A 23,193-nucleotide genomic window follows, 5' to 3' on the forward strand; every position below is an offset into this window, starting at 1 on the left:
GTCCCTTCAGCTTGCGGCGGCGCCGGTGGGGGAGTGGCGCGCGGTTAGAAACCTAGCCGCCGATCACGAAGAGTCAACCGCCCGCGATCCCGGCCCGGCGGACCGAGCGTCACGGTCCTGGTCGCATCGCGTCTCACCAGCTTTTATATGGCGTCACACGGGCCACTTCGGTAACGCTTTACGCCGTTACGGAATGTGCGCGCCGATGCCGTGGCCGGCGCGTTCCGGGTGGCCGGGGAAGGCGGCGGCAGGCGCGCCCAAATCGGGCAAATTGCCGTCACTGATCGTAATTTTGTGCGTTGGGTCACAACATCTCAGAACTACTGAGAGTGATCGGCGGGTTGCGGTTGAGCTGCGGTCGTGCTGGATACAGTGCTCATGTGCAGGTCAGGGCATGCGTCTGCGGGCATCCCAGGGACGCCCACGAGCACTTCCGGCGCGGGTCGGACTGCGCCAGGTGCGGCCCCGAGACGTGTCCGCGCTACCGCCGGCGCCGATGGTGGCGACGGTCGTAGCCGGTTGACCCGTCGCGGCCGACCGGGCATCATCCGGGCGTGGAGCCACAGACGATCTCCGCCGGGCCGTACACGCTGCGGCCGTTCCGCCGGGCCGATGTCGAGTGGGTCTACCAGGTGTCCACCGACCCGGAGACGCGGCACTGGGTGCACCTGCCGATCCCGTACCGGATGGAGCACGCGGAGTACTTCGTCGACCAGATCGCGACCGCCGGGTGGCGGCGCGGGCGGCGCGCGGAGTTCCTGGTCGAGGACTCGGTCACCGGCGAGCCGCTGGGCCGGGTCGGGCTCGGGCTGGCGCCGGAGGACGCGGCCACGGTCGGGTTCTGGGTCGATCCGCGGGCGCGCGGGCGCGGCGTGGCGACCGCCTCGGTCCGTACCGTGTGCGACTGGGGTTTCCGCACGCTGGGCCTCGGGCTGATCGAGTGGCGCGCCGAGGTCGGCAACGCGGCCTCCCGCCGGGTCGCGGAGAAGGCCGGGTTCCTGGTCGAGGGCGTGCTGCGCAGCCGGCTGGTGCACCGCGGCGAGCGGGTCGACGCGTGGGTCGGCTCGCTGCTGCCCACCGATCCGCATTGACGGCTATGGACTTGGCCGGCCCGGGCGGTCAGAGTGGTGAGTCATGGGCATCGATTCCGGTGGCGTCGGCCGCCGCACCGTGTTGACCGCCGCGGCCACCGCTCCGCTCGCCGCGACCGCCGTGCCGTCCCCCGCGTCCGCCGTGCCTGCCCCCGCGTCGGCCGTGCAGACCGGTCCCGGGCGGCCCGTCGTGCCGCAGCAGCCGGACGCGGAGTTGCGCCGCGCGCTGCGCGAGGTCTCACCGGCCCGGATCGAGGCCATCGTCCGTAAGCTCGCGTCGTTCGGCACCCGGCACACGCTCTCCGTGCAGGACGACCCGGTGCGCGGCATCGGCGCGGCGCGCGACTGGATCTTCGAGGAGCTCTCCCGGTACGCGGCGGCCTCCGGCGGCCGGATGACCGTGCAGAAGCAGTCCTACACGCAGCAGCCGGCGAACCGCATCCCGGTGCCGACCGTCATCACGAACGTGCTGGCCACGCTGCGCGGCGACGACGAGCCCGGTCGCGTCTACGTGGTCTCCGGCCACTACGACTCGCGCGTCACCGACGTCATGAACGCCACCGCCGACGCGCCCGGCGCGGACGACGACGCCTCCGGCGTCGCGGTCGCCATGGAACTGGCCCGGATCTTCGCGACCCGGCGCGTCAAGGCCACGATCGTCTTCGCCGCCGTGGCCGGCGAGGAGCAGGGCCTCTACGGCGCCGCCCATCTGGCCGCGCAGCTCAAGGCCGCGGGCGCGGACGTGCAGGGCATGTTCACCGACGACATCGTGGGCGCGCCGAACGAGCCGGGCGGCGCGCACACCGTGCGGCTGTTCGCCGAGGGCGTGCCCTCGTCCGAGACGCCCGCGCAGGCCGCCACCCGCCAGTCCGTCGGCGGCGAGAACGACTCGCCGGCCCGCCAGCTCGCCCGCTTCGCGGTCGGCACCGGTGCGAACGCGGCCACCGGCATGTCCATCCGGGTCATCTACCGCCGGGACCGCTACCTGCGCGGCGGCGACCAGATCCCGTTCCTCCAGCAGGGCTTCCCGGCCGCCCGCTTCACCGAGCCGCGCGAGGACTTCGCCCACCAGCACCAGGACGTCCGCGTCGAGGACGGCGTGCAGTACGGCGACCTGCCCGAGTTCTGCGACTTCCCGTACATCGCGCGCGTCGCCCGGGTGAACGGCGCGGTGCTCTGGTCGCTGGCCCAGGGCCCCGGCACGCCCAAGGGCGCCACGATCGTCACGTCGAACCTGACCAACGACACCACGCTGCGCTGGGAGCCGGGCGCGGCCGGCTACGAGGTCGTCTGGCGCGAGACCACCGCGCCGGACTGGACCCACGCCATCCCGGTCGGCGCCGCCACCACGGCCACCATCCGCCTCTCCAAGGACAACGTCTTCTTCGGCGTCCGCGCGATCGACGCGGCCGGCCGCCGCAGCCCGGTCGCGTTCCCCATCCCCGGTTCATAAGCTCTGTGCCCGCTTCCGGCGGCTCGTTCTCCGCATGCTCCCGCGGGCAACGGTCGTCGCTGGCGCTCCTCCCTGCACGATCCGAGGCCGCACGACCCGCGGTCCCGTCTTCCGCGCCGTCCGGCCGGTCGGGTCAGGTGGTGGGGCAGTAGGTCCAGATGTCCGGGTAGGTGGTGGGGTCGTCGCGGGCGGCCTCGTCGGTGCAGGAGAGGAAACCGGAGTCGAGGCTGTGCCAGGTGGTGAGCGTGCCGGTGATCGGCGTCGGATCGGCGCTGCCGCAGGAGACGCGGAACGGCGCCTCGACGATCGTGGTGCCGGTGTAGCCGAGCACCCAGCCGGGCGTGGTGGAACCCTCCAGCATGGTGTGCAGCTCGGCCAGCTCGTCGGCCGGTGAGGCGGTCTCGCCCAGGTTGAGATTCCGCAGCTCGCCGAGGGAGCGGGCGAGCGGGGGAATCCAGGTGGGGTCCGTCTCGTCGCCGGTGACCTCGGGGGTGAACGGCCGGTCCAGCAGGTCACGCCAGGTGGTGATGGACTCGTCCCGGAACCGGGCCACCACGTGCAGCAACGACGGCGTGGACCGCGGCTCGCTCCAGTCCACCGTGCCGCCCTCCGGCGTGCAGACCGGTGGCGCCGCCGACGCGGACGGCTCCGGCGCCGGCTCCCCACCGCACCCGGCCGGGCCGATCCCGAGCACGGCCACGACCGCCGCGGCCAGCCACCGGCCTCCGGTGCCGCGATGCCGCGGGAGTGTCGCGGCGGCCCGCCGGAACGCCATGCCGCGATGGTGCGGGAGCGTCGCGGCGGCCCGGCCGAACGCCGTGCCGCGATGGTGCGGGAGTGCTGCGGCGATCCACCGGGACGCCGTGCCGCGACGACCCGGACGTGCCGCGGTGCTTTCCGGCGCTGGCGGGTGCGGAGGGGTGGGCGGGGGCGTCGTGGGGCCGAGCGCGGTCGCGTGGCGGGCGACGTACCGGCTCGGGGTATTCATCTGACCAGGATAAGGCGAAATATCCGACTAAGAGGGCACGAATCAGGGGCATCGACGTGAGTGGATGAGATCGGCTACGCTGCCGGGGTCGGCCGGGCGACACAGGGCATCCCCAGCGCCGTGGCATTCCGAGCCGTGGCGCGCAGTCTGACGGAGGATACTCATGCGCTGGACCAGCGGCCTGCTGGTGGGAGCGGCCACGGTGGTCCTGGCGACCGCCCTGCCCGCCTGCGGCACCGCCCCGGACGCGCCCGGTGGCGGGCCCGCGGCCCCGGCCACGGCGGCGGCCGTGCCCAAGAGCGCGAACGTGGCGGACGCGCTCGAGGTGGTCGACGCCCAGTTCAAGTCGATCAACGCGGCCGACTGGTCCGCGGCCTGGGACGCGTGGACGGACGCGGCCAAGGCCGAGATCGCCAAGGACGTCTATGTGAAGACCAACGAGGCGTGCCCCGCGCCGGCGAAGTCCGTGTTCGAGCTGGAGCGCGTCACGCCGGTCGACGACAGCACGGTCGACGTCGGCTGGCGGCGCGACGGGATCAGTGAGCACGGCACGTCCCGCCTGACCGGGACGGAGTGGCGATTCGACCCGGGCAGCACGCTGGTGGAGTACGCGGGCGGTGCCGACGCGGCCATCGCCAAGCGCAAGGAGGCCGGGGCGTGCACCAGGGCCTGAGAGCCGGGATCGACGTGCGACGCCGGGCCGCGGCGCGGCCCGGCCGCCGCCTGGCCGCACGTCGCGGAACCCCACAGACAACACCGGTGTGCGGACTTCCGCGCCGCACACCCGACCTCGCCTCGGTCCGGCCCTCACGTCGATACTCGCTCTAGCCGGCGCGCGCGGCGGGGGTCAGCTCCCGCCGCGCAGCACCCGCAGCACCGTGCCGGGGCGGAGCAGGTCGGCCGCGGGCCGCAGCAGGTGCTGGACCTCCAGCCAGACGCGCCGGACCTCCGGCACCGTGGACGCGGCCAGCGTCAGCCGGGTGAAGTAGGGCGTGAGCAGCGCGCCCCCGCGCGGGCGTCGGCCGGTGGTCTCCGGATACGCCAGATCCGCGCCGGTGGCGAAGCGCCACGGCGTAGCGTTGATCCGCGCCAGTTCCGCGTAGAACTCGCGCGCGAACCCGGACGTCGGCGCGGGATGCCCGTCGAGCAGCCGGCCGAGCGCCAGCGCGTGCATCGCCGCGCACGCCATGCCCTGGCCGTAGACCGGGTTGAAGCTGCAGAACGCGTCGCCCGCGGTCACGTACCCCGAAGGCGGTTTTCGCAGTTTGTCGAAGCGGCGGCGACGGCTCGCCGGATACCGGTACGACGTCGTGCCGCTCAGCGGCTCTGACCGGGCGGTCAGGTCGGCGAGCAGCGAGACCGGCAGCTTGCCGAGGCTGTCCTCATAGGAACCGAGGGAGTTGTGCACGCCAGCGACGGAGATGATCCACCGGTCGCCCTCCAGCGGCCACGCGATGCCGGCCACCTTCTCGTCCGGCGGGAGCGGCGAGATCAGCACGGCCTTGGCGCCGTCGAAATCGCCGGGGGAGCGCGGGTAGACGCGGGTGGCGTACTCCGTGTCGATCGTGACCTCCTCCCGCTCCGGCGCGGGGAAGCCCAGCTCCGCGAGCCAGCGGTCGGACCGGGTGCTCCGGCCGGTGCAGTCCACGACCAGCTCGGCCGGCACCTGCTCGCCGGAGTCCAGCCGCACGCCACCGGCGCCGCCGGCCGCGGGCAGCAGGCCGGCGACCGCGGTCTCGTCGCGCACACGCACGGTCGCCAGCGCGAGCACCCGCCGCCGGATCGCGCACTCCAGCAGCGGGCGGCTGGCCGACAGGATGTCCAGCCCGATCGGGAAGCGCGGCCAGAACCGTCCCGCGCGGTGGATCAGCATGTCCCCGGCCGAGTCGAGCGGCACCGCGCCCGCGGCGATCAACTCGTCGTCCAGCCCGGGGAACAGCTCCTCCAGCGCGCGCCGGCCGGAGATGAGCAGGCCGTGCGCGTGCGCGGCCTGCGGCGTGCCGCGCCGGGCCGAGGCGTCGGCCGGCAGGCGGTCCCGGTCGAGGACGACCACCTCCGCGAACCGGTCGGCGAGCGCGCGTGCCGCGCAGAGGCCGGCGATCCCGGCGCCGATGACGATGGCTCTCGCCGGTCTGGACACGGTCAGCTCCCTCGCGTTCGCCCTCGGGCATCCACGTCCATTATTGAGCGTCTATCCGGATCATGAGGTGCCCGCTGTGAGACGGCTTCGAGGATTCGCTGGCAGGGTGCACGTCATGCCACGGATTCCGGTCCCGTTCGCCATGCTCACGGCCATCGCGGTGGCGGCGGTGGTGGGCGCGATCTTCACGGTGCCGGAGGTCTCCGGCGACGACGGCGGGCGCGGGGGCGCGGCGCCCGCGACGAGCGCGCCCGATCCGCTGGCGGAGGCTCGGCGCGCGTGGCAGGTGCGGTCCGACGCGCTGTCCGCGGCGCTGGCGGGGTACGCGGCGGGGAACCCGGAGTTCGGCGTCGGGCTGATCGACAACCGCACCGGCTTCACGTACGGCTACCTCGGTGACCGTGCGTTCGAGACGGCCAGCGTGGCGAAGGTGGACATCCTGGCGGCAGTGCTGCTGACCGCGCAGGACGAGGGGCGCGAGCTGACCGCGCGCGAGTCGCGGCTGGCCGGACTGATGATCGGCGTCAGCGACAACGCGGCGGCCAGCTCGCTCTACGACCAGATCGGCGGCGCGGACGGGCTGCGGGCGGCGAACGCGCGGCTGGGCCTGACCGGCACCGTGCCGGACGACAGCTGGGGCCTGACCCGCACCACGCCGTCCGACGCGGCCCGGCTGATCAGCGCGCTGCTGGTGCCGGACGGCGCGGAGGGGCCGTTCAGCGACTACTCCCGGCAGACCGCGGAGTCGCTGATGACCTCGGTCGACGCGGACCAGGCCTGGGGGATCAGCGCGGCGGCGAAGGAGGGCGAGCGGGCCGCGCTGAAGAACGGCTGGCTGAGCCGGGACACCGAGGACGACACCTGGATCGTGAACAGCGCCGGCCGGATCACCGGCGGCGACGTGGACCTGACGCTGGTGGTGCTGTCGCACGGGAACAAGGGATTCGGCAGTGGCGTGGACCATGTGCGGAAGGTCGCCACGATGACCCGGGAGCGGATCGGCCTCTAACGGGTACGCTGGACGCACTAACGTGCGTATGGCGAACAGTGCGGAGGTCGGATCATGGCGGAGGCGTACATCGTCGGCGGCGTGCGTACCCCGATCGGACGGTACGCCGGGGCGCTCGCCGCGGTCCGCCCGGACGACCTCGCCGCGCACGTCATCCGCGAGCTGCTGCACCGGCACCCCGGCGCCGACCCGGAGGCGATCGACGACGTGGTGTTCGGCTGCGCCAACCAGGCCGGCGAGGACAACCGCAACGTGGCCCGGATGGGTGCGCTGCTGGCCGGGCTGCCGGTCGGCGTGCCCGGCACCACGGTCAACCGGCTCTGCGGCTCCGGCCTGGACGCGGTCTCCTACGCCGCGCGCGCGATCCGCTCCGGCGAGGCCGACCTGCTGGTCGCGGGCGGCGTGGAGAGCATGAGCCGCGCGCCGTTCGTGCTGCCCAAGGCGGAGACGCCGTTCGCCCGTACCGCCGAGGTCGCGGACACCACGCTCGGCTGGCGCCTGGTCAACCCGCTGATGGAGGCGCAGTACGGCATCGACTCGATGGGCGGCACCGCGGAGAACGTGGCCGAGGACTACCAGGTGTCCCGTGAGGACCAGGACGCGTTCGCGCTCCGCTCCCAGCAGCGGGCCGCGGCCGCGCAGGCGAGCGGCCGGCTGGCCGAGGAGATCGCGCCGGTCACGGTGCCGGTCCGGCGCGGCGAGCCGATCGTGGTCGCCCGCGACGAACACCCGCGCGAGACCAGCCCGGAGAAGCTGGCGAAGCTGCCCACGCCGTTCCGTCCCGGCGGCACGGTCACGGCCGGCAACGCCGCCGGCGTCAACGACGGCGCCGCCGCGCTGCTGGTGGCGAGCGGCGCGGCCGTGCAGCGGCACGGACTCACGCCGCTGGCCCGCGTCACCGGCGCCGCGACCGCGGGCGTACCGCCGAGGATCATGGGTGTCGGCCCGGTCCCGGCCACCCGCAAGCTGCTCGGCCGGGTGGGTCTGGAAGTCGGTGACCTCGACCTGGTGGAATTGAACGAGGCGTTCGCCGCGCAGGCGCTGGCGGTGCTGCGCGAACTCGGGCTGCCGGACGACGCCGCGCACGTCAACCCCAACGGCGGCGCGATCGCGCTCGGGCATCCGCTCGGCATGAGCGGGGCGCGGCTGGCGCTGACGGCGGCCCTGGAACTGTCCCGGCGGGACGCGCGACGCGCGCTGGTCACGATGTGCATCGGGGTCGGCCAGGGAATCAGCGTGCTGCTGGAACGGCCGTAGGGCGGTTCGACACCCGTAGGGCTGTTCCCCGCCGGTTCGGCCGCGACCGGGTGAAGCCGGCTCGCGCGGTCTGTCGCCATTCCGGTCTCCGCTGGTTCGGCTGCGACGACGTGACGGTGGCTCGCGCGATTGCGGCCCCGCGCGATTCATCCGCATTTCGGTGATCGCGGGATTTTTGATCTTGCTGGGATCGTGGCTGATCCCCACTTTGTGAGCCTCAGGCACGTTATTCGGCGTGAATTACGTGCCTGAGGCTCACAAAGTGGGGACGGAGATCGGCTGCCGCCGTCAATATGCGGAAATTTCGGGCGCGGAGCGCCCGTCCGCAGCCAGGGTCAAGGGCCAACCGCGAGGCCGTGCGTGGTTGTACTGTCGCGAGCGGGTCCGAACCTGACCGCACGCTGGACCGGTGCGGAAACTGGTCATCGCTGACGCTTTTCTACCGGTGCCGTTGGTCGCCGAGCCGAGCCGTGCGGCTTTCGTTGCACCGGAAGGAAGTCGCGGCTTCCGCGATGAGTCGTGATGGCTGCGGAAAGTCGCGCGGCTTTCGTGGTGAGTCGTGATGGTCGGAGAGCCGCGCGGCTTTCGCGGTTAGTCGTGATGGCTGAGGAGACGCGCGGCTTTTGTCGGTCACGTTGTACCTCCGGAAGGCCGGGCGGCTTTCGCAGCGGGTTGCGACAGCCGCGTGGCGGGGCTCGGCGGCATGCTTCGGAACGTGGCTGGGAGCCGTGAGCTGCGGGAACGCTCGCTTTCGCCATCGGCGGCGGCTGCCGGGCGAGATATCCGCCGCTGCGGCGGGAAGTGCGGCGAGGCCGGGTCGTTAGACGGCGCGGAGGGCGGGGGAGTTGCCGGTGACGCGGAGGTCGGCCTCGATGCGGGCGGCGGCGGCCAGCAGCGGGGGGAGCAGGTCGCGGCGCAGGGCGTCGACGGACGTGCGGCTGGCGTGGACGGAGACGTTGACGGCGGCGATCACGCCGCCGTTGCGGTCGCGTACCGGGACGGCCATCGACCGCAGGCCCTCCTCCAGTTCCTGGTCCACGATGGCGTAGCCCTGGGCGCGGACCCGGGCCAGTTCGGCGCGGAGCGCGGTCTCGCCGGTGGTGGTGCGCGGCGTCAGTTTCCGCAGCTCGACGCGGGAGAGGTAGTCGTCGAGCGCGGCCTCGGGGACGGCGGCGAGCAGCACCCGGCCCATCGACGTGACGTAGGCGGGGAACCGCGTACCCACGTTGATCGAGACCGTCATGATGCGGCTGGTGGGTACGCGGGCCACGTAGACCACGTCGTCGCCGTCGAGCACGGAGACGGAGGACGACTCGCGCACCTCGGCGACCAGGCGTTCCAGGTGGGGCTCGGCGACCTCGGGCAGCGAGATGCTGGACAGGTACGCATATCCCAGCTCCAGCACGCGCGGGCTCAGCCGGAACAGCCGGCCGTCGGTGTGCACGTAACCGAGATCGGCGAGCGTCAGCAGGAACCGCCGCGCGGCCGCCCGGGTGAGGTCGCAGATGCGCGCCACCTCACTGAGCGTCAACTCCGGATGCGCGGCGTCGAACGCCCGGATCACGGCCAGCCCGCGTTCCAGCGACTGGACGAAGTGTCCCTCCCGAGCGCTTTCCGTCACGGTGGGCAACCTTACTCTTCCTCGGCGAGCACGCGGCGGGCGACGGCCAGCGCCGCGTTGCTCGCCGGCACGCCCGCGTAGATCGCGGTGTGCAGCAGCACCTCGCCGATCTCCGCCTGGGTCAGGCCGTTGCGGCGGGCCGCGCGCACGTGCATGGCCAGTTCGTCGTGGCAGTGCAGCGCGGTCAGCACGGCGAGCGTGACGCAGCTGCGGGTGCGGCGGTCCAGCGTGTCCCGGGCCCAGACGCCGCCCCAGGCGTACCGCGTGATCAGGTCCTGGAACGGCGCGGTCAGCGGCGTGGTGCCGGCCACCGCGCGGTCCACGTGTGCGTCGCCGAGCACCTGGCGGCGCACGATCATGCCGGCATCCTCGGCGGCCCGGTCCTCCAGGTGGTCCAGGAGCAGCGCGGTGACCGCGTCGGCGCGTTCGACGCTGGCCAGGTGCGCGGCCTCGGGCAACACCTCCAGGCGCGCGCCGGGAATCCCGTCCGCGATGAGCCGCGCGTGTGCCGGCGGCGTGGCCGGGTCGTCGCGGCCGGCGATCACCAGCGTCGGTGCGGCGATCCGGGCGAGGTCGGCGCGCTGGTCCATGTGCTCGATCGCGGCGCAGGCTCCGGCGTACCCCTCGGCCGGGGTCTTGATGATCATGTCTTTGAGTCGTCGCACCAGGTCGGGGTGGGTCTCCGCGAAGGCCGGCGTCAGCCAGCGGCCGGTCACCGCGTCCGCGACCGCGCCGGTGCCGTGTGCCCGCACGGTGCGGGCCCGTTCCGCCCAGCCCTGGGGCGGGCCGAGTCGCGCGGACGTGCAGCACAGCACCAGGCGCCGGACCCGCTCGGGCGCGTGCGCGGCCAGCCACATCCCGACCATCCCGCCGAGCGAGAGTCCCACCAGGTGCGCGGACGCGACCCCGAGCCGGTCCAGCAGCGCCAGCGCGTCCCGGCCCAGATCGTCGAGGGCATAGTCCCCCGGCGGTACGGGTGACAGCCCGTGCCCCCGGGTGTCGCATCGGATCACCCGGAACCGCCGGCTCAACGCGGGCAGTTGCGGCTCCCACATGCTCAGATCGCTTCCCAGCGAGTTGAGCAGCAACAGCGGCGGCGCATCCACCGGCCCGTCCACCACGTGATGCAACGCCACGGCACTCATGGGAATCCCTTCATTCGCGCGGAAGCATGCCGGAATCGCGTGCCATCGGTGCCTCGGGACGAGCGGCCAGGGCCCGGTCGACCAGCGTGCCCGCGCTGCCCAGGTAGTCCGCCGGGTCCAGGAGCGCGGCGACGGTGGCGGGGTCGAGGTGGGCGGTGACGCGCGGGTCGCCGGTGAGCGGGCGGCCGTCGCGGACGACGTCGGCGATCAGATCGTGGGCGGCGTCCTTGCCGAGCGCCGGCGCGAGCGCGGCGGCGAGCCGTTCGGCGAGGAGCACGCCGCCGGTCAGGTCCAGGTTGGCGCGCATGCGGGCCGGGCCGATCTCCAGGTGGGCGAGGCAGTCGCGGAGCCAGTGGGCCGCCGAGCCGACGGCGCGCAGCAGGTCGGTGAGCGGCAGCCACTCCGCGTGCCACGATCCGGCGGCGCGCTGATGCTCGTGCGCCATGGCCGCGAACAGCGTGGCCGCCAGCCCGGGCGCCCGGGCGGCGGAGGCGGCGGCGGAGATCGCGGCGATCGGGTTCGACTTGTGCGGCATCGTGGAGGAGCCGCCGCGTTCGCCGCCCTCGCGGACCTCGCCCACCTCGGTCTGCGCCAGCAGCGTCACATCCCGGGCGATCTTGGCGATCGTGCCGGCCGCGCCCGCGAGCACACCGGCCAGCTCCGCCACCCGGCCACGATCGGTGTGCCACGGCAGAACCGGCTCGGCCAGCCCGACCTCCTCCGCGAACGCCCCCATCAACGCCGGCCCGATCCAGCCGCGACCGCCGCCGGAGCCGCCGCGGCCGTGGCCGCCGGCGCCGGCTCCGTCCCCAGCGGCCGGCGCGGAGGTGGGGGGAGAGGCGGAGACCGAGGCGGAAGCGGAAGGTGAGGGCGCGTCGGCGGCCGGCGCGGAGGTGATGGGAGAGGGCGAACCAGCGGTCGGCGCGCCCGCGGGGGAGAAGGCAGAAGCCGAGGAGGGGGACGGCGAGACGGAGGCGGCGAGGGTGCCGACCGCGCCGCCGAGCTGGGCGGCGAGCGCATGGCGGCGGGTGAAGGCCAGTCGGGTGGCCGAGGCGTCCAGCGCCGTCGTCCAGCCCGCCGCGATCAGGCCGAACGTGGTGGGGAGTGCCTGCTGGAGCAGCGTGCGGCCGGCGATGGGCGTGTCGCGGTGCGCGGCCGCCAGCGCCGCCGCGTGGTCCGCCGCGGCGGTGAGGTCCGCGAGCAGTGGTCCGGCGGCCCGGTGGGCGATCAGCATCGCCGCCGTGTCGAGGATGTCCTGGCTGGTGGCGCCCGCGTGCGCGACCCGGGCCACGTCCGGCGGCAACTGGGCGCGCAGGGCCCGTACCAATGGGACCACGGGGTTTCCGGCGGAGGACGCGTCGCGCGCCAGCGCGGCCGGGTCGAAACGGGAGGCGTGGCAGGCGTCCGTGATCGCGGCGGCGGCCTCGGGGGAGGCGAGGCCGAGCCGGGCCTGGGCGCGGGCCAGCGCGGCCTCCGCGTCCAGCATGGCCTGGAGCCAGGCGGTGTCGTCGACGAGGCCGTGCACCGGGCCGGCCGACAGTACGGCGTCGAAGAGCCCGGTCCGGTCAGAGCGCGAAGAAGACGGTCTCATCATCCCCCTGCAACCGGATGTCGAACCGGTAGCCGTCGCGTTCGGGCGTCGCGAGCAGCGTGGACCGGCGGGCGGGCGGCACGGTCGCCAGCACGGGATCGGCCGCGTTCGCCTCCGCCTCGTCGGCGAAGTAGATGCGCGTCACCACGCGGTGCAGCAGGCCGCGGGCCAGGACCGAGACGTCCAGGTGCGGCGCCTGCGGCCGCCCCTCGCGGTCCGGGACGATGCCCGGCTTCAGCGTGAGTATCGCCCAGTCGCCGGCGTCGTCGGTGGGACACCGGCCGAAACCGCGGAAGCCGGTCGGCCGGCCGCGCGGGTCGTCCGGGTGCGCGAAGCCGCCGTCCGGGTCGGCCTGCCACGTCTCGATCAGCGCGTCCGGTACCACCGCGCCGGTGCCGTCGTACACGGTGCCGGCGATCCGGATCGCGCCCGGCGTGCCCTCCTCGACCACCGACGGGCCGTCCGGCCACGGCAGGCCGATCGAGAGGTACGGACCGACCGTCTGCGACGGCGTCAGCCCGTCGAACCCGGCGTCGCCCGCGTAGTCGGACCGGAACTCAGTCGTCATGCGGCTCCTCCATCGGGGTCCCGTCCGTACCGCAGAGCACGATGTCGAACCGGAAGCCGAGCGCCCACGAGTCCACGGTCGCGGCCAGGTCGAACCGGGAGACCAGCCGCGCCCGCGCCCGTTCGTCCCGGACCGAGTTGAAGATCGGGTCGTAGGCGAACAGCGGATCGTCCGGGAAGTACATCTGCGTCACCAGGCGCTGCGTGAAAGCGCGCCCGAGCAGCGAGAAGTGGATGTGCGCGGGCCGCCACGCGTTCTCGTGGTTGCCCCACGGATACGCACCCGGCTTGATCGTCACGAACCGGTAGTGGCCGGAGTCGTCGGTCAGGCACCGGCCCACGCCGGTGAAGTGCGGGTCGAGCGGCGCGTGGTGCTGGTCCCACCGGTGCTGGTAGCGGCCGGCCGCGTTCGCCTGCCACACCTCGACCAGCGTGTGCGGGACGGGCCGCCCGTCCGCGTCCCGCACCTGCCCGTGCACGATGATCCGCTGGCCCTGCGCCTCGCCGCCGGGCGCGAGCGTGAGGTCCGCGTCCGAGTCGCGCACCCGGCCCTCGCCCAGCATCGGGCCGGTGACCTCGGTGAGCGTGTGCGGCAGCAGCACCAGCTGCTCGCGCGGCGCACGCAGCACCGTGGACCTGTAGCCGGGGGAGAGCAACGGCGGGTGCGTCGTACCGTCGTCGCGCCGGTAGCTGGGCAGCATGGAGCCCTCCTAACTCTCGAGCGCGCGCAGCACGCGCAGCTCGGTGTCGGTCGGCGCCTCGGTGACGCGCAGGTCCGGCGAGACGCGCAGCTCCCAGCCGGTGGCGGCGCGCACCTCGTCGAGCGTGACGCCGGGGTGCAGCCGGGTGAGGGTCAGCTCGCGGGTCTGCGGGTCCGGCGCGAGCATGCCGAGGTCCGTGACCACCAGCCGCGGCCCCCCGCCGCGCAGCCCGTGCCGCTCGCGGTCGCCCGGCCCGGTGCCGAAGCCGACCGACGTCACGAAGTCCACGCGCTCCACGAACGTCCGGCGGCTGTGCGTCACGATCACGATGACCTCGCGGCAGGACGCCGCGATCTCCGGCGCGCCGCCGGCGCCGGGCAGCCGCACCTTCGGACGCGCGTAGTCCTCGCCGATCACGGTGGTGTTGATGTTGCCGAACCGGTCGAGCTGCGCGGCGCCCAGGAAGCCCACGTCGATCCGGCCGGGCTGCAGCCAGTAGTTGAAGATCTCCGGCACCGAGACCACCGCGTCCGCGGTCTCGGCCAGCACGCCGTCGCCGATGGACAGTGGCAGCCGGTCCGGCTTCGCGCCGATCGTGCCGGACTCGTAGACCAGCACCAGGTGCGGCGCGTGCGTGCGGCGGGCCAGGTTCGCCGCGGTGCTGGGCTTGCCGATGCCGACGAAGCAGCGGTCGCCGTCGGTCAGCGCCCGCGCCGCCGCCACGGTCATCATCTCGCCGGGGGTGTGCGTCACAGGACCTCCCGCTGGAGCCAGTCGGTGAAGGCGTCGCGGTCGCGGGAGATCGCGTCCCAGGACTTGTAGTAGTCGTTGTCCCGGTCGTAGTAGCCCATCGCGTACGACGGCCGAGCGCCGCCCGGCACCTCGGCGACGCAGGTGACGGTCCAGGACGGCAGCACCAGCGCGCCCGGCCTCGGCTCCAGTTCGTCGACGATCTCCTCGACCGTGACCAGCGAGGTGCGGGCGGCCAGCACGACCTCCTTGTGCACGCCGGTGATCCCCCAGAGCTGCACGTTGCCGTCGCGGTCCGCGCGCTGCGCGTGCACGATCGCCACGTCCGGGTTGAGCGCGGGGACCGCGGTCAGCACCTCGCCGGTGAACGGGCAGGTGATCGGCGCGATGGTGGCGGTGCGCGCGGGCAGGTCCGTGCCGGTGTAGCCGCGCAGCACCGCGAACGGCAGCCCGGCCGCGCCGGCCACGTACCGGTTCGCCATGCCGGCGTGGCTGTGCTCCTCGATCTCCAGCGGCACCGGCCAGCCGTGCTGCGCCGCGTCCCGGAACCGGTGCAGCGAGCCCACGCCCGGGTTGCCGGCCCAGGAGAAGACCAGCTTTCGCGCGCAGCCGGCGCCGATCAGCTGGTCGTAGACGATGTCCGGCGTCATCCGGACCAGCGTGAGATCGCGGCGGCGCTGCCGGATGATCTCGTGGCCGGCGGCGACCGGGATCAGGTGGGTGAACCCCTCCAGCGCCACCGTGTCACCGTCGTGCACGAGCCGGGCGACCGCGTCGGCCAGCGTGGTGATCTCCCCCATGGCGCTCCCGGGTCCGCGAGTGTGTGCGTTTTGCGCACAGGAGTTCGTCCAACGAACGTAACGCCGGGCTCGGGGCGGCGTCAACGCGGATCGGCAGGTAAGAATATCGATGCGCGGGATTGACGTGGTCCGCGTCACGCCTTTACGTTCTTCTAGAGAACGACTGTTCGGATAGCGAACAGTCCGCGGGCACAACGGCACACCGAATCGACCCGGGAGACCCCATATGCGCCGCTTCCTCGCCGCCGTGCTCAGTGCCGCGGCGCTCGCCGCCGTCGCCGCATGCGGCGGCACGTCCTCGGAGGAGCCGGGCACCACCGAGTCCGGCCCGCGCAAGGTCACGGTCGGGGTCATCCCGATCGTCGACGTGGCCCCGATCTACCTCGGCAAGGAGAAGGGCTTCTTCTCCGCCCGCGGCATCGATCTGGAGCTGGTCACCGCGCAGGGCGGCGCCGCGATCGTGCCGGGCGTGCTCAGCGGCGACTTCCAGTTCGGCTTCAGCAACATCACCTCGCTGATGATCGCGCAGACCAAGAACGTACCGGTGAAGATCGTGGCGAACGGTGCCGCGTCAACCGGCGTGCCCGGCAAGGACTTCGGCGGCGTCGTGGTCGGGAAGGACAGCCCGATCGCCACCGCCGCCGCGCTGGCCGGTCGGAAGGTCGCGGTGAACACGCTGAAGAACATCGGCGACACCACGGTCCGCGAGTCGGTCCGCAAGGCCGGCGGCGACCCCGGCGGCATCCAGTTCGTCGAGATTCCCTTCCCGGACATGCCGGCCGCGCTGGAGAGCGGCCAGGTCGACGCGGCCTGGGTGGTCGAGCCGCAGCTCTCCGCGGTGAAGGCCGCGGGCGGCACCGTGATCGCCTCCAACTTCACGGACACCGCGCCGAACCTGACGATCGCGGCCTACTTCGCCGGTACGAAGCTGATCGCCGACGACCCGGACCTGGTCGGGCGCTTCACCGAGGCGATCGAGGAGTCGCTGGCGTACGCGGACGCCCACCCGGACGAGGTGCGCGCCGTGCTGAGCAGCTACACGAAGATCAGCGAGGAGGTCCGCGCCGCGCTGATCCTGCCGAAGTGGCCCACCGAGGTCGACCGGGCCTCGCTGGAGCGGCTGTCCGAGCTCGGCCGGGCCGACGGCATCTTCGGCGACGCCACGCCCGACCTGGCCGCGCTGCTGCCGTGAGCCGCACCTGGTCGTACGGGCTGGCCGGCCTTGCCGGGTTCGTCGCGCTCCTGGAGGTGATCCCACGCGCCGGCCTGGTCCCGGCGGGCTACCTGCCACCGGCCGCGGAGATCGCGGTGGCGCTCGGCGGCGAGCTGACCGACGTCGCGTTCTGGGTCGCGCTGCGCGACACGCTCCAGGGCTGGGTGCTCGGCCTGCTGCTCGCGGCGTCGGCCGGCATCGCGCTCGGCCTGCTGATCGGCGCCGTGCCGGTGCTGCGCGAGCTGACCGCGTCCACCATCGAGTTCCTCCGGCCGATCCCGTCCGTGGCGCTGATCCCGCTGGTCGTGGTGCTCTACGGCGCGAGCCTGCAGTCCAAGCTGGTCCTGGTGGTCTACGCCGCGTTCTGGCAGATGCTGGTGCAGGTGCTCTACGGCGTGCGCGACGTCGACCCGGTGGCGGACGAGACCGCGCGCGCCTACGGGCTCGGCCGCGGCGCCCGGATCGTGCACGTGCTCTGGCCGACCGCGCTGCCGTACGTGATGACCGGCCTGCGCCTGGCCGCCGCCGTCGCGCTGATCCTCTGCGTCACCGGCGAACTGGTCATCGGCGTGCCCGGGCTCGGCGCGCGGATCGCGGTCGCGCAGTCCTCCGGCGCGGTCCCGGACCTGTACGCGCTGATCGTGGTCACCGGCCTGCTCGGCGTCGCGATCAACGTGGGCGCCCGCGCGGTCGAGCGGCACGCGCTGCGCTGGCACCAGTCCGTCCGCGGCGAGGTGGCGGTATGAGGCTCGTCTACTGGCTGACGCTCCCGGTCGTACTCGTGGCGGCCTGGTGGGTGGCGACCGCGGGCAGCGAGGACTTCTACGTACCGCCGCTGCGGACCATCCTGGAGACCGCGCCGGACGTGTGGACGCCCACCCGGCTGCGGACCGACGTGCTGCCCAGCCTGCTCCGGCTGCTGGCCGGCTTCGGGCTGGCGCTGCTGCTCGGCGTGGCGGTCGGCGTGCTGATCGGCGGCAGCCCGCGGGTGCGCGCCACGGTGGAGCCGGTGCTGGAGTTCGTCCGCGCGGTGCCGCCGCCCGTGCTGGTCCCGGTGATCATGCTGTTCGCCGGCATCGGGGACGGCATGAAGATCCTGGTCATCGTGTCCGGCTGCGTCTGGCCGATCCTGCTCAACACGGTGGAGGGTGTGCGCGCGGTCGACGGCGTGCTCGCCGAGACCGCCCGCTCCTACGGGCTCACCGGCCCGGCCCGGCTGTGGCGGCTGGTGCTGCCGGCCGCCGGCCCGCAGATCGTGGCCGGTGCCCGCCAGGCCCTGTCCCTCGCGATCATCCTCATGGTGATCAGCGAGATGTTCGCCGCCAGTTCCGGGCTCGGCTACACGATCGTCGAGTTCCAGCGCAGCTTCGCCATCCCGGAGATGTGGACCGGCATCATCCTCCTCGGCCTGCTCGGCGTCGTGCTCTCCGGCCTGTTCCGGCTGGCCGAGAACGTGCTCCTGGGCTGGTACCACGGCCTGCGCCGCGCGCAGAAGGGTTGACATGCTCGACGTCAAAGGCCTCAAGAAGACCTACACCGGCGACGGCCGTACCGTCGAGGCCGTCCGCGACCTCACGTTCACCGTCGCCGACGGCGACCTGACCTGCCTGGTCGGCCCGTCCGGCTGCGGCAAGACCACGCTGCTCAAGTGCATCGCCGGCCTGCTCCCGCCGTCCGGCGGCACGGTCACGGTGGACGGCACCCCGGTCACCGGGCCGCCGCCCGGCATGGCCGTCGTCTTCCAGGAGTACGGCCGCAGCCTCTTCCCCTGGATGCGCGTGGCGGCCAACGTGGAGCTGCCGCTGCGCCAGAAGGGCCTGCCCCGGGAGCGCCGCCGCGAACTGGTCGCCGAGTCGCTCGCCGCAGTCGGCCTCGCGGACGCGCACGGTGCGTACCCGTGGCAGCTCTCCGGCGGCATGCAGCAGCGCGTGGCGATCGCGCGGGCGATCGCGTACGAGCCGCGGGTGCTGCTGATGGACGAGCCGTTCGCGGCCGTGGACGCGCAGACCCGGGCCGACCTGGAGGACCTGATCCGCGGCCTGTGGCAGCGCCTCGGCGTCACCGTCCTGTTCGTCACGCACGACATCGACGAGGCCGTCTACCTGGGGCAGCGCGTGCTGATCCTGTCCGCGTCGCCGACCGTGGTCCGCGAGGACCTGCCGATCGACCTGCCGGCCGAGCGCGACCAGCTGCACACCCGCGCCGCGCCCCGCTTCACGGAACTCCGCACGCACGTCTACGAGCAGATCCAGGCGGCCAAGCGGTCGATCGCCGCGAGCTGACCGGGATCGGCGTCACCGCCGTGGCACCGGGATCTCCGGCAGCGCCCGCTCGGTCTCCGCGACCCGGGTCAGCTTCGCCGCGAGCGGCGCGAACAGCCGGGACGTGAGCACCCGGTCGGCCAGCGCGCGCACGGCCAGGCCGACCCGGGTCCGCGGATAGGCGAACAGCTCCAACCCGGGCGGCAGGCTCTGCACGTCGTCGACGAGCGGCCGCATCCACCGCTCGTACCCGGCCAGCGCCGCCTCCAGGTCGCCGTTCTCCTGCGCGAGCCGGGCGGCGAGCACGTAACCGCCGGTCAGTGCCAGGGACGCGCCTCCGCCGCCCAACGGGGTGACGCACCAGGCGGCGTCACCGGCCAGCACCACCCGCCCGCGGTGCCAGGTGCTCATCCGAATCTGCGTGAGGTGGTCGATGTAGACGTCGTCGGCGGTGTCGAACGCGTCCAGGACTCGCGGTGCCTCCCAGCCGGCGCCGGCGTACCGCTCCCGCACCCGGGCCAGCGCGTCGGCCCGGTCCAGGCCGGTGAGGTCCGCGGAGCGCGCGTAGGAGAGGATCGCCCGGGTGGTGCCGTGATTGTCCGGCCGGAGGTGCACCTGACGCCCGCCGACCGCGTTGTACCACCGCCAGCGGTCGTCGTCGTGCGGCGTGCGCGGAATGGTGCCGAAGACCATGGTGATCCCCAGCTTCCGCCGCCCGACCGCGTCACCGAAGACCCGGTCCCGGGTCGACGATCCCACACCCTCCGCCACGACCAGCAGATCCGCGCGCAGCGACCGGCCGCCCGCGGTGGTGATGCCGACGTGCTCCGGCCCGTCCGTCACGTCCTCGATCGTGTCTCCATAGTGGAACGTAACGCCGTCCGGCAGGTGGTCGAGGATCGTGCGGGCCAGGTCACCGCGCAGCACCTCCAGCTCCGCCGTGGCGCCGTCCGGCCCGTCGGACGGCAGCTCCGCCCGCACCCGGCCGTCCGCGTTCACCAGGACCGTCCCGGTCTCCGTGGTGTTCCGCGCCTTGACCGCGTCGAACAGCCCCATCCGCGTGATCACCTCGCGGGCGACGCCGCGCACGTCGACGTTCTGCCCACCGTCCCGGAACCGTGGGGCGCGCTCGATCACGGTCACCTCCCAGCCGCTCCGCCGCAGCCAGAAGGCGGCGGACAGCCCGGCGATGCTCGCTCCCGAGACCACCGCACGTCCAGAGGTCATGTCGCTCCGCTTCGCTCGCGCCGCATCGATGTTCCGCGAACAGATCTTCCCGCTCCCGGCGTGATCGAGTTCCCAGTGCTCCCGCGGGCAAACCTCGCGGCGCCTCCGCCGCCGCTCCGGCCCCGCATCGCAGCCGGTCCCGCCGCTGGTCACCGAAACCCCGCCGGCCACCCACCACACCGCTCCCGGCCGCCCTCCCGCCACGCGGCGCGGCCGGGCCGGGCGCGCAGGGCGCGGCTCACGCCGGCGGCTCGGGGTGCGGCTCACGCGGGCCGGTCGGGGTGTGGCTTACGTTGGCCGGTCGCGGGACCGCTCAAGGCGGTCGATCGGGCGTGGATCGAGGCAGCCGGTCCAGCGTGAGCCGCCGGTCAGAACGGGAAGTGCTTCGGCCGCTGCTGGAGCGTGATCCAGCGCAGGTCGGTGAACGCGTCGACGCCCGCGCGCCCGCCGAACCGGCCGTAGCCGGAGCCCTTGACGCCGCCGAACGGCGCGATCGGCTCGTCGTCGACGGACTGGTCGTTGACGTGCACGATGCCGGTCTGCAGGCGCCGCGCGATGTCCAGGCCACGGGAGAGGTCCGCGGTGAGGACGCCCGCGGTCAGGCCGTACGGGCTGTCGTTCGCGATCGCCACGGCCTGGTCCGCGTCGTCGACCGTGAGCACGGTGCAGACCGGCCCGAAGATCTCCTCCGAGTAGATCCGCATGTGCGGCTCCACGCCGGACAGCACGGTGGCCGGGTAGAGCGCACGGTCCGGCGTGCCGCCGCCCACGGCGATCTTCGCGCCCTGACCGACCGCCTCGTCCACCAGCCCGGCCACCCGCCGCGCCGCGTCCTCGCTGATCAGCGGCCCGACCACGGTGGCCGGATCGGCCGGGTCGCCGGCCGGCAGCGTCGCGGCCTTGGCGGCGAGCAGCGCGGTGAACTCGTCCGCGACCGCGCGGTGCACCAGAATCCGGTCCGCGGACATGCAGATCTGGCCCGCGTTCAGGTACGCGCCGAACGCCACCGCGTTCACCGCGTACTCCAGGTCGGCGTCGTCCAGCACCAGCACCGCGTTCTTCCCGCCGAGCTCCAGCACGGCCGGGGTGAGGTGGCGCGCGGCCAACTCGCCGATGCGCCGGCCGACGCCGGTGGAGCCGGTGAAGTTGACCCGGCGCACCCGCTCGTCCGCGATCAGCGTCTCCGCGATCACGGCCGCGTCCGCGCGGTCGTTGGTGATCACGTTGAGCACGCCCGGCGGCAGCCCGGCCTCGCGCAGCAGGTCCGCCAGGTAGTGCGCGGCGACCAGCGGCGCGTCCTCACTGGCCTTGACCACCACGGTGTTGCCGACCGCGAGCGGGGTGGCGATCGCGCGGGTGCCCAGGATGATCGGCGCGTTCCACGGCGCGAACGCGCCCACCACGCCGACCGGCTGGCGCAGGCCGAGCGCGAGCGCGTCCGGGTTGTCGGTGGCGAGCACCTCGCCGAGCGGCGCGGTGACCAGCGCGGCGGCCTCGCGCAGCATGCCGGTGGCCAGGCCGACGTTGAACATGGCCCAGCCGAACGGGCCACCGGTCTCCGCACCCATCAGCGTGGCGGCCTCGCGCGCGTGCTCCTCCAGCAGGTCGGCGGCCCGGTTCAGGATCTTCCGGCGGGCGGTCGGCGGCGTGGCGGCCCAGGCGGGGAACGCGGCGTGGGCCGCGTCGACCGCGCGCGTGACGTCCTCCGGCGCGGCGGCCGCGACCAGCGCCAGCGGCGTGCCCGTCCAGGGGTTGAGGTCCTCGGTCGTGCGACCGCCGGACGCGGGCACGTGTTCGCCGTTTATCAGTAGGTTGCGAATGTCGGTCATCGGCGGGCCCTCCGATTGTTCGCATGGCGCACATCAGTTAGCCATAAGAACGCTAGGGGTGGCCCACGTAACAGTCAAGAAACGCGGGAAACCCCGCCGATCGCGGGCCGATCGCTGCAGGGGAGGCAGCAGCGATCGGTCCGCGACCGGCGGGGCTCCCGATGGCGCACCGGCCACCTCCGGGGCCACCGGAGAGTGAAGCCTGAGAGCCTGGTGCGCGCGCCCGTACCGGATGGATCAGAGCGTGATGATCTTGATGTTGTTCAGCGTCACGTCGCCGCCCTTGCCCTCGGCCGAGCAGATGTTGATCTGCTTGACCTTGCCCGAGCCGTCCGTGGAGTTGAAGCAGAGCACGTAGTTGTTGGCGTCGCCGCCGCGGACCTCGATGTTGATGTTCTTGCGGAGGCCCTCGCCGTTGAAGCCCTTGACGTCCACGCCCTTCAGGCCCCACAGCGCGCCGCCGCCGAACGTGGTGCAGTCGTCGCGCTGGTCGAGCTTGTGCGAGACCACGTTCCAGCACTTGGCGGACGCGCCGCCGTCGGTGCCCTTCGGCGCTCCGGCCCGGTCGATGACCGCGGACGCGATGGTCCGCGCCACGCCGCCGTTCTGCACGGTCACGTTGTTCAGGTAGACCTTGCCGCCCTTGGCGGTGGCCCAGCACTTGGTCATCTGACCGGTGCCCTTGGGGCGGTGGTTCTCGCACTTGTCGGCCGCGATGCTGAGGCCGGCGGCCGCCCGGTGCAGCGAGGCGAGCGCGGACGCGTTCGACTTCGCGGCGGACTGCGACACGAAGATCTCAAGGTTGCTGAGCCCCACCGAGCCGCCGGCCGCGTTCGCCTTGCAGTTGTTCAACTGCAGCTTGTAGCCGTTCTTCTTGGCCAGGCTCAGCGCCGCCGCGACGTTGCCGCAGACCACGGTGGAGTCGCCGTCGCCGCCCTTGATGTTGATGTCGACGTCCGCGGCCGAGGCCGGGGCGACGGACACCGCCAGCGTCAGTGCCAGCACGCCGGTGGCGACCGCGCCGAGGCGCGTCAGGTGTTGCAGTCTCATGGTGTGATCCCTGTGTTGGAGGAGGTCGCGGGCCCGGCGAGCGTCTGCACGGCGCCGGTGGCGAGGTCCTGCACGGTGACGGAGAACGTGCGGCTGAGCGTGGGACGGCAGTCCAGTCCGGTGATCACCGGCGCCTGCACGGAGAGGCCGATGACCTGCTCGCCGGTGCGCACGCCGGAGCCGTCGGCCCGGTGCTCGGAGACGACCTCGGTCTGGGCGGAGGCCTGCGAGCTGAGCGAGATGCCGCCGCCCACGCAGGTCACGTCCACGTTCCCGGTGGCCCGGATCGACACCAGGCCGGTCGACCACGGCTTCGTCCCGGTCTCCCGGAACTCGACCTTCAGCAGCGTGCCGTCCCAGACCGCGGTGGTCCGGCCCGCCGTGAAGGCGGGCTTCGCCGCGGCGGCCAGGGCCGGCGCCGGCATCCCGGCCGTCGTGGCCACGCCGCCGGCCAGCAGGCCGATCAAGATCGAGGTCATCGGCGGTACGGTGTGAGCGCG

The 23,193-nt window shown here is 73.3% G+C and carries 22 protein-coding genes; 9 read left to right on the plus strand and 13 right to left on the minus strand.

Annotated features, from left to right (window positions below; all coding sequences use genetic code 11):
- Nucleotides 1-554 precede the first annotated feature (554 nt).
- Both J2S41_RS02475 and J2S41_RS02480 read left to right on the plus strand, forming a co-directional pair.
- Complete coding sequence (locus J2S41_RS02475; RefSeq protein WP_310362465.1) at nt 555-1,091, plus strand: GNAT family N-acetyltransferase; 537 nt, start codon at nt 555-557, stop codon at nt 1,089-1,091.
- Between the two features lie 43 nt (nt 1,092-1,134).
- Complete coding sequence (locus tag J2S41_RS02480) at nt 1,135-2,544, plus strand: M20/M25/M40 family metallo-hydrolase (RefSeq protein WP_310362467.1); 1,410 nt, start codon at nt 1,135-1,137, stop codon at nt 2,542-2,544.
- Nucleotides 2,545-2,677: 133 nt separating this feature from the next.
- Here the strand turns inward: J2S41_RS02480 and J2S41_RS02485 are convergent, their stop codons facing one another.
- Complete coding sequence (locus J2S41_RS02485) at nt 2,678-3,319, minus strand: hypothetical protein (RefSeq protein ID WP_310362469.1); 642 nt, start codon at nt 3,317-3,319, stop codon at nt 2,678-2,680.
- 376 nt (nt 3,320-3,695) lie between these two features.
- Between J2S41_RS02485 and J2S41_RS02490 the strand changes: the two genes are divergently transcribed.
- Nucleotides 3,696-4,205 carry a hypothetical protein gene (locus J2S41_RS02490; RefSeq protein ID WP_310362471.1) on the plus strand — a complete coding sequence of 170 codons (510 nt, stop codon included), beginning with the start codon at nt 3,696-3,698 and terminating at the stop codon, nt 4,203-4,205.
- Nucleotides 4,206-4,379: 174 nt separating this feature from the next.
- Here J2S41_RS02490 and J2S41_RS02495 read toward each other — a convergent pair whose 3' ends face one another.
- Nucleotides 4,380-5,672, minus strand: a complete 1,293-nt coding sequence (locus J2S41_RS02495) for an FAD-dependent oxidoreductase (protein ID WP_310362473.1) — start codon at nt 5,670-5,672, stop codon at nt 4,380-4,382.
- Between the two features lie 115 nt (nt 5,673-5,787).
- Between J2S41_RS02495 and J2S41_RS02500 the strand changes: the two genes are divergently transcribed.
- Both J2S41_RS02500 and pcaF read left to right on the plus strand, forming a co-directional pair.
- Nucleotides 5,788-6,681 (plus strand): serine hydrolase, encoded by an 894-nt coding sequence (locus J2S41_RS02500; RefSeq protein WP_310362475.1) that lies wholly within the window; start codon nt 5,788-5,790, stop codon nt 6,679-6,681.
- Nucleotides 6,682-6,735: 54 nt separating this feature from the next.
- The gene (gene pcaF / locus J2S41_RS02505) at nt 6,736-7,938 is read left to right on the plus strand and encodes a 3-oxoadipyl-CoA thiolase (RefSeq protein WP_310362477.1); all 1,203 of its coding nucleotides are present in this window, start codon (nt 6,736-6,738) and stop codon (nt 7,936-7,938) included.
- A gap of 820 nt (nt 7,939-8,758) precedes the next feature.
- Here pcaF and J2S41_RS02510 read toward each other — a convergent pair.
- The 7 genes from J2S41_RS02510 to J2S41_RS02540 are packed head-to-tail and all read right to left on the minus strand — an operon-like array spanning nt 8,759 to nt 15,113.
- On the minus strand, nt 8,759-9,559 hold the full coding sequence (locus tag J2S41_RS02510) for an IclR family transcriptional regulator domain-containing protein (protein WP_310362480.1): 801 nt from the start codon (nt 9,557-9,559) through the stop codon (nt 8,759-8,761).
- A gap of 11 nt (nt 9,560-9,570) precedes the next feature.
- Nucleotides 9,571-10,704, minus strand: a complete 1,134-nt coding sequence (gene pcaDC, locus J2S41_RS02515; protein ID WP_310362482.1) for a bifunctional 3-oxoadipate enol-lactonase/4-carboxymuconolactone decarboxylase PcaDC — start codon at nt 10,702-10,704, stop codon at nt 9,571-9,573.
- 10 nt (nt 10,705-10,714) lie between these two features.
- Nucleotides 10,715-12,229, minus strand: coding sequence for a lyase family protein (locus J2S41_RS02520; RefSeq protein WP_310362484.1), 1,515 nt, complete (start codon nt 12,227-12,229; stop codon nt 10,715-10,717).
- A 40-nt stretch (nt 12,230-12,269) separates the two neighbouring features.
- A complete protein-coding gene (gene pcaG / locus J2S41_RS02525) occupies nt 12,270-12,863 on the minus strand; it encodes a protocatechuate 3,4-dioxygenase subunit alpha (protein WP_310362486.1) in 594 nt (197 codons plus the stop codon).
- A complete protein-coding gene (gene pcaH, locus J2S41_RS02530) occupies nt 12,853-13,563 on the minus strand; it encodes a protocatechuate 3,4-dioxygenase subunit beta (RefSeq protein WP_310362488.1) in 711 nt (236 codons plus the stop codon). Before pcaH ends, pcaG begins: the two co-directional genes overlap by 11 nt.
- Nucleotides 13,564-13,572: 9 nt before the next feature.
- On the minus strand, nt 13,573-14,316 hold the full coding sequence (locus tag J2S41_RS02535; protein ID WP_310362490.1) for a CoA-transferase subunit beta: 744 nt from the start codon (nt 14,314-14,316) through the stop codon (nt 13,573-13,575).
- The gene (locus J2S41_RS02540) at nt 14,313-15,113 is read right to left on the minus strand and encodes a CoA transferase subunit A (protein ID WP_310362492.1); all 801 of its coding nucleotides are present in this window, start codon (nt 15,111-15,113) and stop codon (nt 14,313-14,315) included. The genes J2S41_RS02535 and J2S41_RS02540 overlap by 4 nt, the downstream gene beginning before the upstream one ends.
- Before the next feature lie 226 nt (nt 15,114-15,339).
- On the opposite strand from J2S41_RS02540, the gene J2S41_RS02545 reads away from it, so the two are divergent.
- From J2S41_RS02545 to J2S41_RS02560, 4 genes are read left to right on the plus strand one after another with little or no spacing between them, the layout of a single operon-like run.
- Nucleotides 15,340-16,305, plus strand: a complete 966-nt coding sequence (locus J2S41_RS02545; RefSeq protein ID WP_310362494.1) for an ABC transporter substrate-binding protein — start codon at nt 15,340-15,342, stop codon at nt 16,303-16,305.
- Complete coding sequence (locus J2S41_RS02550; RefSeq protein WP_310362497.1) at nt 16,302-17,072, plus strand: ABC transporter permease; 771 nt, start codon at nt 16,302-16,304, stop codon at nt 17,070-17,072. Before J2S41_RS02545 ends, J2S41_RS02550 begins: the two co-directional genes overlap by 4 nt.
- Nucleotides 17,069-17,827, plus strand: a complete 759-nt coding sequence (locus tag J2S41_RS02555; RefSeq protein ID WP_310362500.1) for an ABC transporter permease — start codon at nt 17,069-17,071, stop codon at nt 17,825-17,827. Before J2S41_RS02550 ends, J2S41_RS02555 begins: the two co-directional genes overlap by 4 nt.
- A 1-nt stretch (nt 17,828) precedes the next feature.
- Nucleotides 17,829-18,608, plus strand: coding sequence for an ABC transporter ATP-binding protein (locus tag J2S41_RS02560; protein WP_310362502.1), 780 nt, complete (start codon nt 17,829-17,831; stop codon nt 18,606-18,608).
- Nucleotides 18,609-18,620: 12 nt separating this feature from the next.
- On the opposite strand, the gene J2S41_RS02565 is transcribed toward J2S41_RS02560, so the two are convergent.
- The 4 genes from J2S41_RS02565 to J2S41_RS02580 all read right to left on the minus strand — a co-directional run bounded on the left by J2S41_RS02565 (nt 18,621) and on the right by J2S41_RS02580 (nt 23,172).
- Nucleotides 18,621-19,814 (minus strand): FAD-dependent monooxygenase, encoded by a 1,194-nt coding sequence (locus J2S41_RS02565; protein WP_310362507.1) that lies wholly within the window; start codon nt 19,812-19,814, stop codon nt 18,621-18,623.
- A 368-nt stretch (nt 19,815-20,182) separates the two neighbouring features.
- Nucleotides 20,183-21,643: an aldehyde dehydrogenase family protein gene (locus tag J2S41_RS02570; protein ID WP_310362510.1), complete on the minus strand. Its 1,461-nt coding sequence runs from the start codon at nt 21,641-21,643 to the stop codon at nt 20,183-20,185.
- A 237-nt stretch (nt 21,644-21,880) separates the two neighbouring features.
- Nucleotides 21,881-22,693, minus strand: coding sequence for a hypothetical protein (locus J2S41_RS02575; RefSeq protein WP_310362513.1), 813 nt, complete (start codon nt 22,691-22,693; stop codon nt 21,881-21,883).
- Nucleotides 22,690-23,172 (minus strand): hypothetical protein, encoded by a 483-nt coding sequence (locus J2S41_RS02580; RefSeq protein ID WP_310362516.1) that lies wholly within the window; start codon nt 23,170-23,172, stop codon nt 22,690-22,692. The genes J2S41_RS02575 and J2S41_RS02580 overlap by 4 nt, the downstream gene beginning before the upstream one ends.
- Between the last annotated feature and the right edge of the window lie 21 nt (nt 23,173-23,193).

It is taken from the genome of Catenuloplanes atrovinosus (genome assembly GCF_031458235.1).
In the GTDB taxonomy this organism is placed as follows: domain Bacteria; phylum Actinomycetota; class Actinomycetes; order Mycobacteriales; family Micromonosporaceae; genus Catenuloplanes; species Catenuloplanes atrovinosus.